This is a genomic window from Crenobacter sp. CS_VA4 (assembly GCF_055597485.1).
On record NZ_JBVMAE010000011.1, the window covers coordinates 24,891 to 42,412 of the forward strand.

12 protein-coding genes and 1 pseudogene are annotated in these 17,522 nt (G+C 61.6%); 5 read left to right on the forward strand and 8 right to left on the reverse strand.

The features are described from left to right. Positions 1-19: 19 nt before the first annotated feature. Positions 20-298 carry a helix-turn-helix domain-containing protein gene (locus ACZ2IA_RS12025; protein WP_470292823.1) on the reverse strand — a complete coding sequence of 93 codons (279 nt, stop codon included), beginning with the start codon at positions 296-298 and terminating at the stop codon, positions 20-22. Positions 299-523: 225 nt separating this feature from the next. Here ACZ2IA_RS12025 and ACZ2IA_RS12030 point away from each other — a divergent pair, with 225 nt between their 5' ends. From ACZ2IA_RS12030 to ACZ2IA_RS12045, 4 genes and pseudogenes are all read left to right on the forward strand, one after another. Beyond that, the gene (locus tag ACZ2IA_RS12030; protein WP_470292824.1) at positions 524-1,261 is read left to right on the forward strand and encodes a hypothetical protein; all 738 of its coding nucleotides are present in this window, start codon (positions 524-526) and stop codon (positions 1,259-1,261) included. A 547-nt stretch (positions 1,262-1,808) separates the two neighbouring features. Next, positions 1,809-2,030: a helix-turn-helix transcriptional regulator gene (locus tag ACZ2IA_RS12035; RefSeq protein ID WP_470292825.1), complete on the forward strand. Its 222-nt coding sequence runs from the start codon at positions 1,809-1,811 to the stop codon at positions 2,028-2,030. Between the two features lie 464 nt (positions 2,031-2,494). Then, positions 2,495-2,623, forward strand: a pseudogene (locus ACZ2IA_RS12040) (transposase); the annotation flags it as partial. A 57-nt stretch (positions 2,624-2,680) separates the two neighbouring features. Then, the gene (locus ACZ2IA_RS12045) at positions 2,681-3,559 is read left to right on the forward strand and encodes an IS1595 family transposase (RefSeq protein WP_470292940.1); all 879 of its coding nucleotides are present in this window, start codon (positions 2,681-2,683) and stop codon (positions 3,557-3,559) included. On the opposite strand, the gene ACZ2IA_RS12050 is transcribed toward ACZ2IA_RS12045, so the two are convergent. The 3 genes from ACZ2IA_RS12050 to ACZ2IA_RS12060 form a co-directional block, all read right to left on the reverse strand. Beyond that, on the reverse strand, positions 3,550-4,143 hold the full coding sequence (locus ACZ2IA_RS12050; protein WP_470292826.1) for a hypothetical protein: 594 nt from the start codon (positions 4,141-4,143) through the stop codon (positions 3,550-3,552). The two genes, ACZ2IA_RS12045 and ACZ2IA_RS12050, sit on opposite strands and share 10 nt — an antisense overlap. A gap of 322 nt (positions 4,144-4,465) precedes the next feature. Then, positions 4,466-6,562 (reverse strand): phosphate acetyltransferase, encoded by a 2,097-nt coding sequence (gene pta / locus ACZ2IA_RS12055; RefSeq protein ID WP_470292827.1) that lies wholly within the window; start codon positions 6,560-6,562, stop codon positions 4,466-4,468. An 11-nt stretch (positions 6,563-6,573) separates the two neighbouring features. Further along, positions 6,574-7,758 (reverse strand): acetate/propionate family kinase, encoded by a 1,185-nt coding sequence (locus tag ACZ2IA_RS12060; RefSeq protein WP_470292828.1) that lies wholly within the window; start codon positions 7,756-7,758, stop codon positions 6,574-6,576. Between the two features lie 603 nt (positions 7,759-8,361). Between ACZ2IA_RS12060 and ACZ2IA_RS12065 the strand changes: the two genes are divergently transcribed. Beyond that, positions 8,362-9,072, forward strand: a complete 711-nt coding sequence (locus ACZ2IA_RS12065; protein WP_470292829.1) for a helix-turn-helix transcriptional regulator — start codon at positions 8,362-8,364, stop codon at positions 9,070-9,072. 2,177 nt (positions 9,073-11,249) lie between these two features. On the opposite strand, the gene ACZ2IA_RS12070 is transcribed toward ACZ2IA_RS12065, so the two are convergent. Genes ACZ2IA_RS12070 through ACZ2IA_RS12085 form a run of 4 tightly spaced genes read right to left on the reverse strand, consistent with a single transcriptional unit; the run spans position 11,250 to position 17,463 of the window. Beyond that, on the reverse strand, positions 11,250-12,635 hold the full coding sequence (locus ACZ2IA_RS12070) for a TolC family outer membrane protein (protein ID WP_470292830.1): 1,386 nt from the start codon (positions 12,633-12,635) through the stop codon (positions 11,250-11,252). An 11-nt stretch (positions 12,636-12,646) separates the two neighbouring features. Further along, complete coding sequence (locus ACZ2IA_RS12075) at positions 12,647-15,715, reverse strand: efflux RND transporter permease subunit (protein WP_470292831.1); 3,069 nt, start codon at positions 15,713-15,715, stop codon at positions 12,647-12,649. A gap of 5 nt (positions 15,716-15,720) precedes the next feature. Then, positions 15,721-16,791: an efflux RND transporter periplasmic adaptor subunit gene (locus tag ACZ2IA_RS12080; RefSeq protein ID WP_470292832.1), complete on the reverse strand. Its 1,071-nt coding sequence runs from the start codon at positions 16,789-16,791 to the stop codon at positions 15,721-15,723. Between the two features lie 33 nt (positions 16,792-16,824). Then, positions 16,825-17,463: a TetR/AcrR family transcriptional regulator gene (locus tag ACZ2IA_RS12085; RefSeq protein ID WP_470292833.1), complete on the reverse strand. Its 639-nt coding sequence runs from the start codon at positions 17,461-17,463 to the stop codon at positions 16,825-16,827. Positions 17,464-17,522 lie beyond the last annotated feature (59 nt).

Sequence of the window (17,522 nt, forward strand, 5' to 3'; positions counted from 1 at the left end):
CTAATGTGCTTTCATTTTCCTACTTGTGATCCGAGTCTTTGGAAAAGCTTCCAAACATTTCGGGATCAACCAGGTCGCGCAATGGTACGCCTAGAGCCTCAGCAAGTAGGCCCATGTTATCTATCGACACGTTTCGTTCACCGCGCTCAATCTCAGAAACGTACGTACGACTGAGGCCGGCTTGAAGGGCAAGTGCTTCTTGTGAAACGTCCCTCAAGCGCCTGGCAAGTCGCAGGTTACGGGCGAATACGGCGCGAGCAGAAGTTGGCTTGGAGGATTTTTCCATGCAGACCAGCATCGCGCCTTGCGCATAGCACCTCCACGCACCATAGTTGCATAAATGATAACTATAAGTGACACTAAGTGTTGAATAGTAGATGACATGGTAGGTATGAACGACATTACCGGTAGACCGCAAAGTCCATCTAGCATGGTGGTAGGCGTTAACGGACTCGCTGTCCAACTTCGATCCAGAACTTGGCAGGTAGTAGATCGCCAGACTTGGAGCGAAGCAAAGGTCTCTATGAATAGCCGCAGTGGCTATATCGGTCCGTATGGCGGTTACATCTGCGTACCCGATGTTCACGTGCACAACATCAAACGGCAGGAGATTTGGCTCTGCGATGATCAGGGGAGAGAGTTTCCATTGCGTTTGGCAAACACAAGGAGCACCGTGCGCCCAGGACATCGGCTGACATTGTTTAGCGCAGAGGCAACTAATCAGGCTTGGTTGGTTGGCATGCTTAACCAGTCGACCAATAGGCAAGAAAGGTTCCTGCAGGGCTGGGGAGAGTTCCTTAACCAAACAGGTGTACTGCGAACTCCGCTGTGGAGCCGTTTGGCAACTGGAGCGCGCTTGATTCTATTGACTAGCTTAGCGGTAGTAAGCTGGACCGCTGCTGCGGTGGCACTCTGGGGCTTAGTCAACGCGCAGCTGCTACCACCCGCCCGAAGCGAGGGATTGCACAACCAGCAGCGGGAACTGCATGCAAAAATACTCGCACTACCACGTGGAGCAGCCACACGTGTATTGGAACGTGAGGCCGATTCGATGCAGAAGGAAATTGATCGGCTTGCGAGTCAGGAGCGAAGCCAGGCACTGCTTGTGATCAATGGCATTGGCGGCAGTTTGCTGTTCTTGAGCAGCAGCTTACTGATCATGCAAGCTACCCGATACCGCAAACAATTGGCAAAAGCAGAAAACGCGCTGGAAGACGGGTTGGTTCGACTGCAGGCTAGCGCTAGCAAGAGTGTCACGTGAGTTATCAGAACGGTCCAACGAGTAGCGAGGTTCTCAATGAGATGGCTGGAAAAACCACCTCCGGTGCCGGGCCAATACTGGAGCGTGGAGCTCATCCCTGAGTTGTGGCCACTATACCATGTGTATCTTGATCAGCTCCGTACCTCTGGCTGCCACTGGTTCCTCAGAGGTTTATCTCATGAGCGCGGGAACATGATTGATGTTCAGGGTTTTGGAGATGATACGTACACTCTGTTGACAGAACAGTTTATCGACCAAGCGGAGACGTTAATGGACGTACTGCGGAAGCCGAAGTAGGAGAACCGACCTCCGAGGTACCGAAGCCAGCTATTCAGCTGGCTTTTCTTTTTTAATTCAAAGCATTATCGCTAGTGATAACTTTTTTGTGCAATCAATGCTTCTTATTGAATTAAATAACCCTAACTCATTGTTATTATTGCGTATTTTGTCAAGATGGATTTTTTATGCTTGAATCTAGGGATGTTTTGCATGAAGGCAGTAGCCACAGCACTTGCATGCATGAGTATGCATCAACGCGGAATTTGATATGAAAAGGCTCATTGGCGCTCGTGAATTTGCGGAGAAACTCGGTGTGAGCCCGAGAATGCTGGAGGATTTGATCGCCCGAGAGCAAGTCCCCCCATACATCAGACTTGGACGTTTGCGCCGTTGGGATGAGGCGCAAGTAGATGCTTGGCTTGATAAACAGTTTCATCAATCAGCAGGCCCAGCCCCTCAGACGGAAGAGAGTCCCAATGTCGATGACTAAACCAAGTAGGTACATTCACCTTCACCGGGTTAGGCAAAGCTAGAACCAGTGGTGCTTGATCATGCAGAGTACGCCGTCCAAGTGGAAATTGAGGCGAAGGAGATGAAGATGGCTTGACGTAATACAGAGAGGTAGCAAATCCGGAAGCCAGAAAGCACAAAGCCCAGATTTCCTTTGGCGAGGATATCTGAGCTTGAAGGTGCTGTACTACAGACACGTTAGGGTACGCGTTTGAGTCAGTATCGGTGTAGTCAGTAACGATGTCAAGCTCGAATTTTTCTTTGAGAGGGATCGTTGCGGCCGTCTGATCCGGTCACTTCCCGAACCAATCAGGGAGTGGGTCGAGCTGCGTCTTAGATATCGCAGCCTCGGGGGAGAACCTATACCGGACCCGAATATCAATGGCTCAACATTTTATGAAGTCGGCCGCTATGCGTGACCTGACTGTGATGGGCATCGCAATGATGTCAGAAGAGCAATGCCACTCCTATTTTTGCAAAATCCGATGGAAATCCGAGAGTAGCCAAGTTTGCCCCCATTGCGGATCTAGTAACCGCCACTACTTTCGTCGGCAGCGATGGCAATGGAGGTGTAAAGACTGCAATGGTTATTTCTCAGTCACCTCCGGAACGCCATTTCATGGGCACAAGATGAAGTTCAAACAGATGCTCCTTGGATTGATGACTTTTATTAATTCTGCGAATAGCATCTCTGTTGACCGTCTTTCACGAGATATGGATGTACAAGTTAAAACAGCTCATGTTTTTACTGGAAAGCTCCGTGAAGCACTCATGACGGCTCAAGATCTAGAACCACTATCGGGAGTGGTTCAGATTGATGGAGCGCACTTTTGCGGCATGCCAAGATTTGGCCGTCGGCGTAGGAAAACAGACCGCGTTATTGATATTGCAGGACGAGTAAAAGAAAAATTCGGAAAAGAGAAGAGCAATGGTAACGAGCAGCCTCCACGTTCGCGTACCAACCGGATTAATTGGGAAAAACGGAAGAATCGTCGCATTGTCATGGTGCTGCGCCAGGTGTCCGCAACCAAGGGGCTGGGGGCAGAGCGCACCATAACTGCTATTTGCAAAAGTGAAAACCAGATTGATGCCCTGTCACTTGCCAATCGGTTCATCGCACCAGGGACTCTTATTATGACGGATGAAAATCAAGCATATGCTCAGTTCGGTGACCAGGTTGACCCTTTGACAAAGAGAAGAAAATGGCATCACCAGACCGTTGTTCACTCGATCGAATTTTCTTCAGATGATGGAGTTAACGACAATCAATGCGAAAGCTATTTTTCACGAATGCGGCGTTGGGTAAAAGGAGTCTCACATCGTGCCACGCCAAAATACCTGGCCGATCGAGCTGTCGAGATGGCTTGGCGGGATGATACTAGACGAGTTACTTTAGAGAAAAAGCTTGAGTTGCTGCTTTCCACAGTATTTCACAAAGGGCCATCTCTATGGTGGCGGGGATATTGGCAGGGACATCATCGTGTAGATGAAATTTTGCATCAAGCCTGACTATCACTAGAATAACCAGGCAAAATCCAATGTGCCTTATAAACCCTATTAACTCGACCTGCGGTATACATATTTTTCAGGCGGTTGGCCACGCTCGTGTTCAGCCTGGTGTCAACTTCTATTCCCCAGATTGATGCTATATATGCAGAAATTTCGTTGACAGGCAATGGCCGGCCAGCGGCTTGATGGAGCTTTTCAATTATAAGACGAGTAAGCTCACCATGACGGCAATTAACCCTCGGCTTATAAGTGCGAATCGGCAGAATAATATCTGGATCGATCTGAATATCGTGCATTTTTAACGCAATATCAATTGCCTGCAACCTGGCTTTTGTATCCTCGATAGAAGCCTGCAGATGCTTGGGTTGCACAATGCGTTGCTCCAGGGCAATTTCTAACGCCCGCCGCGCATTCTGAATCTCTTCATCAAGCCTTCCAATTTGCATACACAGAGACTTCTCAAGTCCTAACAAGTCACCAAGAAGTCTTGCCCGCTTATCGATCAGCCAGTTCAATGAAGGAGGGGTGCGTACAGTGCTCATGCTGGAAAGGTTATATAAAACAAAGCTTTCCAGCGAGTGCACGTGCTACCTTATAGCGCCTGCGGCCAACAAGCCCGCAACAGCACATCGTAAATACATCCTGAATTCCTTTGCATACATGGCAGATGCCGGGGCGCGTGAAGCGCATTGGACTCTTTGCCGCGTGACCGACATCGAGGTGCTCAGTCATGCTGCTGCACAGCCGATGCGACGGGTCGACTTTCCCGTCACGGGCAAAGTTCAACAAACAACGGCAATGAACCAGGCCATTGGCGGCAAATGCGAACACCTCGGGCTTTGCGAGCCCCAAAACAAAACGGCAAGCCATTGCTTGCCGTTTTGCTTGGTGAAGACGACCGACCGATCAGGCTGCCGGGCTCTCCATCTGCACCGCTTGGATCGCGGTCAGTGCGATCGTGTAGACGATGTCGTCGACCAGCGCGCCGCGCGACAGGTCGTTCACCGGCTTGCGCAGGCCCTGCAGCATAGGGCCGACCGACACCACGTTGGCCGAACGCTGCACCGCCTTGTAGGTGGTGTTGCCGGTGTTCAGGTCCGGGAACACGAACACGTTGGCGCGGCCGGCGACCGGGCTGTCCGGCGCCTTCTGCAGGCCGACGCTGGCGACGCTGGCGGCGTCGTACTGCATCGGGCCGTCGATCGCGAGGCCCGGGCGCTTCGCGCGCGCGATCTGGGTCGCCTCGCGGACCTTTTCCACGTCCGAACCCGAGCCGGAGCTGCCGGTCGAGTACGAGATCATCGCCACGCGCGGCTCGATGCCGAACGCCTTGGCCGAATCGGCCGACTGGATCGCGATGTCGGCCAGCTGCTCGGCCGACGGGTCCGGGTTGATCGCGCAGTCGCCGTATACGAACACCTGGTCCGGCATCAGCATGAAGAACACGCTCGACACCAGGGCCGCGGTCGGCGCGGTCTTGATCAGTTGTAGCGCCGGGCGCACCGTGCTGGCGGTGGTGTGCACCGCGCCGGACACCAGGCCGTCGACCTCGCCGGTGGCGAGCATCATCGTGCCGAGCACCACCGGGTCTTCCAGCTGCGCCTCTGCCATCGGCGCGTTCAGGCCCTTGCTCTTGCGCAGTTCGACCATCGGCGCGATGTAGTGGCCGCGGATCGAGTCCGGGTCGAGCAGCTCGAGCGACGCCGGCAGGCAGATGCCCTGCGCCTCGGCCACGTCGCGGATCTTCTCCGGCTTGCCGAGCAGCACGCAGCGGGCGATGCCCTTCTCGTGGCAGATCACCGCGGCGCGGATGGTGCGCGGCTCGTCGCCCTCGGGCAGCACGATGCGGCGGTTGGCGGCGCGCGCCTGCTCGATCAGGCGGAAGCGGAACGCCGGTGGCGGGAAGCGCGGCTCGGCGGGTTCGCCGGCGCGCAGCTTCAAGGGCTCGACCGCCAGGTGTTCGGCGACGAAGTCGACCACCCGCTCCATCCGCGCCAGGTCGTCGGACGGCACGTGCGGGCTCTGGTTGGCGAGCAGGCTGGCGGTGGTGTAGGTGTCCGCGTCGGTGAGCAGGATAGGGATGCCCGACGACAGCGCCGGGTTCACCAGCGACTGCACCGCCGGCTCGGGCAGCGAATCGCAGGTCAGCAGCAGGCCGGCGAGCGGCACGCCCTTCAACGCGGTCAGCGCCGACACCAGCATCACGTCGGTGCGGTCGCCCGGGCCGACGATCAGCGCGCCCGGCTTCAGCCGTTCGAGCATATGCGTCGCCGAGCGCGCGGCGACGACGATGTCGCGAACCCGGGTTTCGGCCAACTTGCCCTCGCTGACCACGCGCGCCTTCAGGAAACGCGCGACGTCGAGCATCCGCGGCGCGGCGAGCTCCGCCTCGTACGGCACCGCGCCGAGCAACAGCGGCTTGGCGGCGGCCGGCTGGCGGCTGGCCTGTGCGACCGCGCGCGCGAACGAGTCGACGTCGGTGCCTTCCGGCAGCTTGTTGAGCACGTAACCGGCCAGCTTGGCCTGGCCGCCGAATTCCTGCAGCGCGATGTCGAGCTGATCGGCGACGCCGCGCGCGTCGGCCTGCGCGGCGTTGACGACGAAGATCAGGTCGGCGTTCAGGTTGCGCGCGATCGCCGCGTTCAGGCCGGCGACGAAGCCGCGTTCGGAGTCCGGGGTCAGCCCCTCGATCACCACCGCGTCGACGTTCTGCGCCGACTGCTGGTAGAGCGCGACCAGCTCTTCCATCAGCTGGTCGCTATTGCCCTGGCCGATCAGCGCCTCGACGCGGGCCATCGCTAGCGGCGCGGCCGGGGACAGGTGGAACAGCTCGCGGGCGAAGTGGCTGGACACCTCCGGGATCTCGTCGCCGTGGCTAGGCTGCGCGACCGGCTTGAAGAAGCCCGGGCGCAGGCCGACGCGCTCGAGCGCGCGGATCACGCCGAGCGACACGCTGGTCAGGCCGGCCTGGCTGCCGATCGGGGTCAGATAGAAGTTTTGCATCGCAGGGTCCTTCAGGCGGTCAGCGCGGCGGTGTCGAGCGCGATCATCAGCTCTTCGTTGGTGTTGATCACCAGCGCGGCCGGGCCGTGCTGCCCGCTGATCTTGCCCGCCTTGCCGCGGATCGCCGCCTCGTTGGCGGCGGCATCCAAGGTCAGGCCGAGGAAGCCGAGTCGGGCGATCACCTTGGCGCGGATGATCGACGAGTTCTCGCCGATGCCGCCGGTGAACACCAGCGCGTCGAGGCGGCCGAGCGACACGGTCAGCGCGGCGATCTGCTTGGCGAGGCGATAGCAGAACACGTCGAGCGCCAAGAGAGCGCCCTTGTGGCCCTCGGCGGCGGCATCCTCGATCTCGCGGCAGTCGTTCGACAGCTCGGACAGGCCGAGCAAGCCGCTCTGCTTGTTGAGCAAGTCGGTGACGCCGTCGAGGTCGAGGCCCAGCTCTGCGCCGATATAGGCGAGCGCGCCCGGGTCGATGTCGCCGGAGCGGGTGCCCATCACCAGGCCCTCGAGCGGGGTCAGGCCCATCGTGGTGTCGACGCTCCGGCCGTTCAGCACTGCGGCGGCCGACGCGCCGTTGCCGAGGTGGGCGACGACGATCGCGCTGTTAGAGAGCGGCAGGCCGAGCACCTTGGCCGCCTCGGCCGATACGTAGCGGTGGCTGGTGCCGTGGAAGCCGTAGCGGCGCACGCCGTGCTCGCGGTACAGCGCCATCGGCACCGCGTACAGGTAGGCGTGTTCCGGCATGGTCTGGTGGAAGGCGGTGTCGAATACGACGACCTGCTTCAAGGTCGGGAAACACTCGATCGCGGTGCGGATGCCCAGCAGGTTGGCCGGGTTGTGCAGCGGCGCGAGCTTGGCGCACGCCTCGATCTCGGCGATCACGTGCTCATCGATCAAGGTCGATGCCTTGAACTTCTCGCCGCCGTGCACGACGCGGTGGCCGACCGCGGCGACCTGGTCGAACAGGTTGCGCGTCTTCAAGGCCGCGATGATCGCGTGCATCGCGCCGGCGTGGTTGCCCTCGTCGAGCTCGGCGGTTTCCTTGAGCCCGTCGTATTTCACGGTGATGTAGGCGTCCGGCAGGCCGAGCTTCTCGGCCAGGCCGGTGAGCAGCGCCTCCTGCGTCTGCGGATTGATCAGGGCAAACTTCAGCGAAGAACTGCCGCAATTGATGACGAGGATGTCGTTGCTCATAAAGATCTGTCCAAATTCTAAGGGTAGGTGGTGGTAAGCACTATCCGGCCGCTGCAAGCACGGCGATCGCCGCGCTTCGGGCCGGTTTACCCGCGGGGCAGACGGTAGTCAGACCCCGGATGCGTTTGCTCGGGGCGGCGTGTCCGGTACCGGTCTATCTTCGCCGCGTCGCCGGTCAGCCCGGGCACCAGCACGTAGCGCAGCCACACTTGAGCCTAGCCAGCCGCTCGGCAAAATCCAGCGGCGGCTGCAGAGCTGCGCGGGCAGTTCGACGGTGGTAGCAGGCGCGTTCATGGGTAGACTCCCGGTCTTGTCGATGAGGGTGTTTCAAAAATTATTGAACGAAACCGGAGACTTGCTATTGGCAAGGTCAATTTTGACACAAAATTGAACACAAACGAACTTAAATTAAGCACAATACGAAAATAAACGAACATTTTGACGTGGCCGCGACGACGGCCGCTGCCGGCACGACGATGTCACGCGCTACGGGGAAACACCGCGTGTTCATCGGCTTAGCCGGACCGGTGTCGCGCTGCCCGTGGTGAGGAAGCTGGCGCGGTACCGGTTACAACGCATTCAAAAAAATTTGAACGGATGATGATGAACCAGAACGATGCACTCGATTTCGCCCGGCTGCCGCTGAGCCGCGCCGACTGGGCGCTGCTCAACCATTACCGGGTGGCACTGGACGGCCTGGCGACGCTGTTCGGCCAACATGTCGAGTTCGTGCTGCACTCGCTGGAAGACATCGAGCACTCGGTGATCAAGGTGTGCGGCGCGCTGAGCGGCCGTCAGGAGGGCTCGGCGCTGTCCGAGCTGGCGCGGCGGATGCTCGACAAGCTCGAGCGCAGCGGCGCGCGCCACACCAAGGTCTACTACACGAAGAGCCCCGGCGGCGCGCAGATGCGCTCGATCACCATCGCGATCCGCAACGAGGAGCGGCGCATCATCGGGCTGTTGTGTATCCACATGAATTTGAACGTGCCCTTGCTGGAGTTCATCCAGGGCCTGCTGCCGGGCGACGAGCCGGTGTTCGACGTGCCGGCGAAGGGCGACGGCGGCTTCACGCCGGAGATGTTCGTGCACGGCGTCGACGACATGCTCGACAAGGTGGTGGCGGGCACCATCGCCGAGGTCGACGCGGCGCAGCCGGGCGGGGCGCGCAACCGGCAGGTGGTGCAGGCGCTGCATGCGCGCGAGGTGTTCGGCATCAAGGACGCGGTACGGGTCACGGCGGAGCAGCTCGGCGTGTCGGTGCACACGGTCTATCACCATTTGCGGCAGGTGCGGGCGGCGGAGTCGCCGACGTAGCGCTTAGCTGTGACGTTCGGCCAAGCCCGGTCGGTGCGAGCCGCGCCTGTGGATCATTTCGCGGGTGGGTGGCGGGCTGTGGATAAGCCCTGCGTTGGCCGAAGCGGGCGAAACGGAGCAGGGGCAGGGCGTCCGGTCACTCAAGTAGCTGCCCAGCGGCGGCGCCAGCCGCAGGCAGGCCGCGTTGGCCAAGGTGTCAGTGCGGGAGCCGGCGTAGTCGCCGGTTTGCGGGGCGAGAAAGCGTCCATGCCCCGAATTGTCGGGGCATGGTGGAGGTGGGGCGGAGTGGAAGGGTTTCAGTACGCTAGATCGACATGCCTACATGGCAGTTATCCATGAGGCAGTCTGACATTGTGAAGATTAAATTATCTTCTGAGTCGAGAAGTTGGAGTTTCTCAGCATCCGCAACAAGTCTTCGACCAAACACCAAGGCATTTAACCGTTCCACGATGATTCCTTGACCGTGTTCGACTTGTAATAGAAGAGAGACTTGACCTGGGGCTGATCGGATTGCTAAGGAACCACCGGCTATCTCAACATCCCAGTTTGATACAAACGGTATCCACTCGTTCTCTTTAATAACAAGAGTTGGTCGGCCCGTTGAGTCGAAGAAGAGTCCTGAGAAGAGGAGTGTCCCAGTAGCGGGGTCCCTCGAAAAATGCAGTAGTGGCAAGCCCGCACAGAGGATTGGAATCTGGCAGTTTCTCAACCAAGAGCCTCCTATTTTTATTGCTTGATGGCGGACTGAGAACAGGTTCTTCTCGCGAGAAGTGCCATTGATCTTGCAATAGGGCTGTGCTCTTGCCCGTAAGACTTCGTGGGGGTCCATGAAGCCCCTTGTTTTCTTATCGTGGCACTGGGGACAAAGTAGTGCTATTCCTGCCGGGTTATGTTCTTGAGCATCTGTGAACGGCGGTGAGAAGTGTTCATATTGGATTAGGCAAGACCCGCAAATTACGCATCCGAATCCGCACTCTTGTCGTACTTGACGTTTAACTGGCTCAGGTATGGTCCTGGAGAGCCCGTAACGGTTTGTATTGGACATAAAGGGGGAGTGCCTCCTCATAAGATATGGCGACTCTATCATAGTGGCATTCCTGTCGTGCCTCCGGAATCATTAGGATGAATGTGGTTGATTAGGCTCTTGTCCCCGGCAACCACATCGTCCGTTGTCGTCAATTTACCGGTCAGCCGAGCGTTATCTCTACCCAGGCTCTTCAACCCGCTATTCCCGCTGATGTTCCCCTATACGGCGACCTGCTGGCAGGCGGTCAGCATCGGGGTATTGAAGTCGGTTGTGTTCGCCGCGTTCATCTCCCAGCGCTTGCAGCACGTAGGATGGGTAAAGGCGTTTATGCCATAACCCATCGTGTGTTTCGGCCAACGTAGTGGAGGCTGCGGGCAGCGCCGGTCCCGCCCGGCGGGGCGGGGTACTTTCTTTTGCTTCGCCAAAAGAAAGTACCCAAAGAAAAGGCGACCCCACGACGCCGGCCCGCTGTCGCGGGCTGCCCTGCGGACGCCGCGACCAACGGGCGGCTGCGCAACTCGCGCCGGCTAAAGCCGGCACTCGGACAGTGCTCGCCGACTTCCCCCGTTGGCCGCGCCGTCCTCGGCGGCGTCGAAGGGGATGGGGTGGTCGTAGGTGGCAGTCGTGAGTTGGTTTGGAAAATCAGCAAAGTGCGAGAGCGATTGGTGGTTGTGGATAAAACCACCAGATGGTGTCTTGCTGTGAATAACCCATAAGGTCAGTCGAAAGAGCTCGAGTTTGATCTAGCTGGCTAAGGTCGATTTCGGCCAACCTTGGCGAGTAAGTCCACAAACCTGCCGTCGCTTTTAACCTTCCAAATCCACTTCCGCCGCAATCATCCTGCCCATCCCCCTTTGCGCTGCCGAGCGATCGTCAAGCGGGCAGGTCTTAAGCCGCCGCTTGTTCGAGTGGGCGGACGTTAGCCGCCCGCGAGTTCGGCGGCGCCTGGCCGCTTGGCAGGCGCGAGGGAAGCCGAAGGCCAGCGCACTGGGGTCGCCTTCTTTTGCCTACTTTTCTTGGCGAAGCAAGAAAAGTAGGTCGCCGGTCGGGCGAGACCGACAAAGCCACAGCCCAATCAAGCGGCTCCTACGAAGATCCGACAACAAAAAGCCCGCCAAAGAGGCGGGCTCAACGTTGGCCGAAGCAGTACTCAGCCGGGCTTCTTGGTCGACTTCACCTTCCGCACCGGCGTCGCATCCGACAGCGCCGGCGCCACCGTGCTCTGACCGATCGAGCGGTTCACGTCGATCAGTACCGGCGGCTCCAAGGTGCCTGCCGCCTGCGCCAGCTGCAGCCGCGCGTTCAGGTAGGAATAGCGCGCGCTCGCCAGGCTCTGCACCGTCTCGTAGTACGACTGCTCGGCCTGCACCAGGTCGATATTGGTGCGCACGCCGACTTCCTTGCCGAGCTTGGTCGAGTCGAGCTTGGCCTTGGCCGACACCAACAGCTGCTCCTGCGCGCGCACCAGCGCGGCGCCGTTGGTGACGCCGAGGTAGGCGCGGCGCACGTTCTCGTTCACCTGGCGACGCGTCGCTTCCAGGTCGTCGCGCGCCTGCGCCTCCTTCGCCACCGCCTCGCGTACCTGCGAGTTGATGCCGCCGCCGGCGAACAGCGGCATCGTCAGCTGCACGCCGACCGTGCTGCCGCGCTGGCTCTGCTGGCCTTGCAGGACGGCAAACGGCGAGTTGCTGATGGTGTCCTGGTAGCCGGCGGTCAGCGCCACGGTCGGCAGGTGCTGGCCCTTCTTGGCGGTGACGTCCTGCTTCGCCAGTTCCAGCGACTGTTCCTTGCCCTTCACGTCGAGGCTGCTCGCCAGCGCCTGGCTCTGCCACGCGTCGAGCGTGGCCGGGGTCGGCGGGGTCAGCGTCAGCGGCTCGTTGACGCGCTGGATGCCCTTCGGGTCGAGCCCGGTCAGCTTGCGAAACGCGTTTTCCTTCACCTCCAGGTCGCTGACCGCGACGATCTCCTTGGCGGCGGCGGAATCAAAGCCGGCCTGCGCCTCGTAGGTGTCGACGATGGTGGCGGTGCCGACTTGGAACGCCGCCTTCGCCTGCTCGAGCTGGGTGGCGAACGCGCTCTTGGCGGCGCGCTGCGCGTCAAGCGTGTCGCGCGCCAACAGTACGTCGAAGTAGGCCTGCGCCACGTTGACGATCAGCTGCTGCTCGGCGGCCGAGAACTGCGTGTTGGCGAGCGCGGTGCCGATCTTGCCCTTCTGGTAGCCGGTGTACTTGCCGACGTCGAACAGCGGCTGGGTCAGCTGCACGCCGTAGCCGTGGCTTTCGAAGCTGGGAATCCCGGCCGGCTTCATGGTGTTGGTGGCATTGTAGTTGGCCGACAGGCCCACCTGCGGCAACAGCAGCGACAGCCCCTGCGCCTGCTGCTCCTGGCCGGCGTCGCGCTGGTTGCGCGCGGCCGAGAAGCCGGAGTCGTAGTCGCGCGCCGCCTGCCAGGCGCCGACCAGGTCGTACGCGCCGGCCGGCAGCGCCAGCGTCAGCGCGAGGAGGCCGGCGAGGGGGGTAAGTCTTCTTGGGCTCATGCGAATTCTCGTCATTCTTGTTCGTGTGGCGCGGGCCGCAGCACCCGGAACCATTGCGCGTACAGCGCCGGCAGGAACAGCAGCGTCAGCACGGTGGCGACCAACAGGCCGCCCATGATCGCGACCGCCATCGGCCCCCAGAAGGTGCTGCGGGTCAGCGGGATCATCGCCAGGATCGCCGCCAATGCGGTCAGCATGATAGGCCGGAAGCGCCGCACCGTGGAATCGATGATGGCTTCATAACGGTCGTAGCCGTCCTGGATGTGCTGCTCGATCTGGTCGACCAGGATCACCGAGTTGCGCATGATCATGCCGGCCAGCGCGATCACCCCGAGCATCGCGACGAAGCCGAACGGCGCGTGGAACATGATCAGTGTCAAGGTGACGCCGATCATCCCGAGCGGCGCGGTCAACAGCACCATCACGGTGCGCTGGAAGCTCTTGAGCTGCAGCATCAACAGCGTCACCACGATCACCAGCATCAACGGAGCGACCGCGTTGATCGCCTGCTGCGAGCGCTGGCTCGACTCGAGCGAACCGCCGAGCTCGATGTGGTAGCCGAGCGGTAGCGTCTTCTCGAGCTGCTGCAGCTTCGGCCACAGCGCCAGCGAGATGTCCGACGCCTGCACGCCGTCGGCCACGTCGGCGCGCACCGTGATCGTCGCCAGGCGATTGCGGCGCCAGATGATGCTCTCCTCCGGCGCGTAGCTGATCTGGCCGATCTGCGCGAGCGGCACGTAGCGGCCGCTGGCGGTCTGGATCATCAGGTTGCCGAGGCCCGCCGGGTCCTTGCGTTCGCCCTCGTTCAGACGGGCGACCACGCCGATGGTTCGGTCACCGTCGCGGTAATCGGTGACCGAGGTGCCGGAGATCAGCGTCTTGAGCTGCTGCGCCAGGCCCTGCGTCGACACGCCGAGCGCGCGCGCCTTGTCCTGGTCTATCGTCACGCGCAAGGCCTTCAGCTGCTCGCCCCAGTCGTTGTTGACATGGCGGGTGCCCGGGTTGGCGCGCAGCAAGTCTTCCACCTTGGCCGCGATCTGGCACACCTTGCCGTGATCTTCGCCCATCACGCGGAACTGCACCGCGTAGCCGACCGGCGGGCCGTTCTCGAGCCGGGTCACCCGGCCGCGCACCAGCGGGAAGTCGGTGTCGAACAGGTTCTCCAGCTTGTGCTTGACGTCCTCGCGCACCTTCTCGTCGCGGGTCATCACCATCAGCTGCGCGTAGTTCAGATGCGGCTGCTGCTGGTCGAGCGGCAGGTAAAAGCGCGGGCTGCCGCCACCGATGTAGCTGGTGACGCCGTCGATATGGGCGTCGCCTTTCAGCTTGCCTTCGAGCTTCTTCACCTCGCGTTCGGTCGCCGCGTAGCTCGCGCCCTGCGGCAGCCACATATCGACCATCAGCTCGGGCCGGTTCGACGACGGGAAGAACTGCTGCTGCACGAACAGCTTGAACGCGCCGAGCGACAGCAAGAACGCGGCGAAGGTCACCACGATCACCAGCTTGCGGTGCTCCAGGCACCAGGTCACGAGACGCCTGAAGCGCTGGTAGAACGGCTTGTCGTACGGGCTGTCGTGGCCGTGGTTGGCCAGGTTGTTTGGCAACAGCTTGTAACCCAGATACGGCGTGAACACCACCGCGACGATCCACGACAGGATCAGCGCGATGCCGACCACCGCGAACAGGCTCCACACGTATTCGCCGGCGTTCGACTTGGCGAGGCCGACCGGGATGAAGGTGGCGGCGGTGATCAGGGTGCCGGTCAGCATCGGGAACGCGGTGCTGGTGTACGCGTAGGTGGCGGCGTCGAAGCGCTTCCAGCCCTCCTCGAGCTTCAGCGCCATCATCTCGACCGCGATGATCGCGTCGTCGACGAGCAGGCCCAGCGCGATGATCAGCGAGCCGAGCGAGATGCGCTGCAGGTCGATCTTGAAGAAGTACATCGCGACGAAGGTCATCGCCAGCACCAGCGGGATCGACAACGCCACCACCACGCCGGTGCGCATCCCGAGGCTGAAGAAGCTCACCGCCAGCACGATGATCACCGCCTCGGCCAAGGAGTGCATGAACTCGTTGACCGAGTCCTTCACCACCTTCGGCTGGTCGGACACCGCGTGGATCTCGACGCCGACCGGCAGCTTGGCGCGGATCTGCGCCATCGTCGCGTTCAGGTTGGTGCCGAGCTTCAGCACGTCGCCGCCATCCTTCATGCTGATCGCGAGGCCAAGCGCCGGCTTGCCGTCGAAGCGCATCTTGAAGGTGGGCGGGTTGATGAAGCCGCGGCTGACGCGGGCGATGTCGCCAACGCGGAAGGTCTGGCCGTTGGCGCGGATCGGCGTGTTGGCGACCGCGTCGACGCTGCGGTAGGCGCCGCTGACGCGCACGAAGATCCGGTCCGACGCGGTGTCGAAGGTGCCGGCCGGGCTCAGCGCGTTCTGTTCGGCCAGCGCCTGCCAGATCTGCCGCGCGTCGAGACCGAGCGTGGCGAGCTTGGCCGTATCGAGGTCGACGTAGATGCGCTCGTCCTGCTCGCCGACGATGTTGACCTTGGCGACGTCGGGCACGCGCAACAGCTCGTGGCGCGCGTCGTCGACGTAGCGGCGCAGGTCCTCGTCGCTGAAGCCGTCGCCGGTGACCGCGTACAGGTTGCCGAAGGTGTCGCCGAACTCGTCGTTGAAGAACGGCCCCTGCACGCCGGACGGCAGCGTCGACTTGATGTCGCCGAGCTTCTTGCGCACCTGGTACCACAGCTCCGGCACCTTCTTCGCCGGGGTGTCCTCGCGCAAGCTGAGCACGAACTGCGCCTCGCCCGGCTTGGTGAAGCTCTTCACGTAATCGAGCTCGGCCATCTCCTGCAGCTTCTTCTCGATCCGGTCGGTGACCTGCTGTTCGGTCTCGTCGGCGGTGGCGCCCGGCCACGTCAGCTGCACCACCATCGCCTTGAAGGTGAATTCCGGGTCTTCCTTCTGGCCGAGCTGGGTGTACGCCCAGACTCCGGCCACCATCAGCATCACGATCAGGTAGCGCACCAGCGGCTGGTTGTTGAGCGCCCAGGCGGAAAGATTGAGTTTTTTCGACACGCCGCTTACTCCTTGAGCAGGCTGACGCGCTGGCCGTCACGCAACAGGTGCACGCCGGCGGTCACCACCTGCTGGCCGCGCGCGACGCCGCCGGCGAGCGCGACCCAGTCGGCGCCTATCGTCGCGACGGTCACCGGCTTTCGGCCAACCTTGCGGGTGCTCGGGTCGATCACCCAGACGTAGTGCTTGCCCTGCTCGTCGAGCAAGGCGGTCAGCGGCAGGCGGGTCAGCGGGTCGTTGTCCTGGCTCGGCAGGCCGACGCTGGCGGTCATGCCGAGCTTCACCGCGTCGTCCGGCGCGTCGAGCGCGATCCGCGCGGCGTAGGTGCGGGTGGCCGGGTCGGCCGCACCGGCGAGCTCGCGCAGCCTGCCCGTGTAGCTCTTGTTGGCCGCCCAAAGGGTCACGGTGAACGACTTGGCGGCGCGCAGCGCGGCGAGCTTGTTCTCCGGCACCGCTATCGCCGCCTCGCGCGCACCGTCGGCGGCGAGCGTCGCCACCGGCTGGCCGGCCGACACCACCAGGCCCGGTTCGGCGCTGATCTCGGTGACGATGCCGTCGGCGACGGCGGTCAACGTGGCGTAGCCGGTCTGGTTGCTGCTGACATCGGCCGACGCGCGCGCTGCGGTCAGCTGAGCACGCGCGGCGCTGACCGCGTTGCTCTGCTGGTCGACCTGCGCCTGACTGATGAAGTGCTTGTCGAGCAGTTCGCTAAAGCGCTTCAGGTCCGCCTCCTTCTGCGCCAGGTCGTTCTCGGCCGCGGACAGCTGCGCGCGCTTGGCCGACAGGTCGAGCGCGTAGTCGTGCGCGTCGAGCCGGGCGATCGCCTGGCCCTTCTTCACGTGCTCGCCGGCGCTGACCAGCTTGTCGACCACCTTGCCGGCGACCCGGAAACCGAGCTTCGTCTCCTGACGCGCCCGGATCTCGCCGGCGAAGCGTTCGCTCGGCAGCGACGCGTCGTCGCCGACCACGGCGTAGCGCACCGGGCGGACTTCCTCGACGGGCGGCGGCGCCTTGCTGCAGGCGGCAAGGGCGGTGATCAGCGTGGCCAGCAACAGCGGCCGGGCGGCGTCAAACATGGTACTTCCTCGTGGGTGGTCTTTATTGTTGTGTCAGTTGCGTGGCAGCAGGCCGTGCAGCATCAGGTTGAGCCCGTGCATCAGCTGTTCGCGCGGGTCGGCGTCGGCGGCCGAGCAGCAGCCCGGCACGATGGCGAACGAGTGCGCCCAGATCAGCCGCTGGATCAGCGGTGCGAGCAGCGTCTCGACGGTGGCCTCGATTGGCACCGCGCGGAATTCGCCGCGGACGATGCCGCGCTCCAGCACCTGCGCGATCATCTGCCGCGCCGGCAGGATCACCTCGCTGTAGTAGAACTGCGCGAGCTCCGGGAAGTTAGCCGCCTCGGCCATGATCAGCTTGCACAGGCCGCCGGACGGGGTGGCACCGACGTCCTGCCACCAGCGCTCGACGAAGGCGAACAACAGTTCGCGGGTCGGGCCGCTGTGCTGTTCGCTCAGCGCCTTCAGCCTTGAGAGGTTGGCGACCTGGGTCTCGCGCACCACCGCCTTGAAGATCTCTTCCTTGTTGGCGAAGTACAGATACGGCGTGCCCTTGGTCACGCCGGCGGCGCGGGCGATGTCCTCGAGCTTGGTGGCGCGAAAGCCCTTCTCGACGAACAGCGTCAGTGCGGCGTCGAGGATTTCGCCGGGGCGGACGTCTTTCTTGCGTTGCCAGCGGGTCGTGTTCGTCATGGTAGTGAACCGTTTTTCAGCAATTTGACGGGCACTTTACCGCGCGTTACTACCGTCCG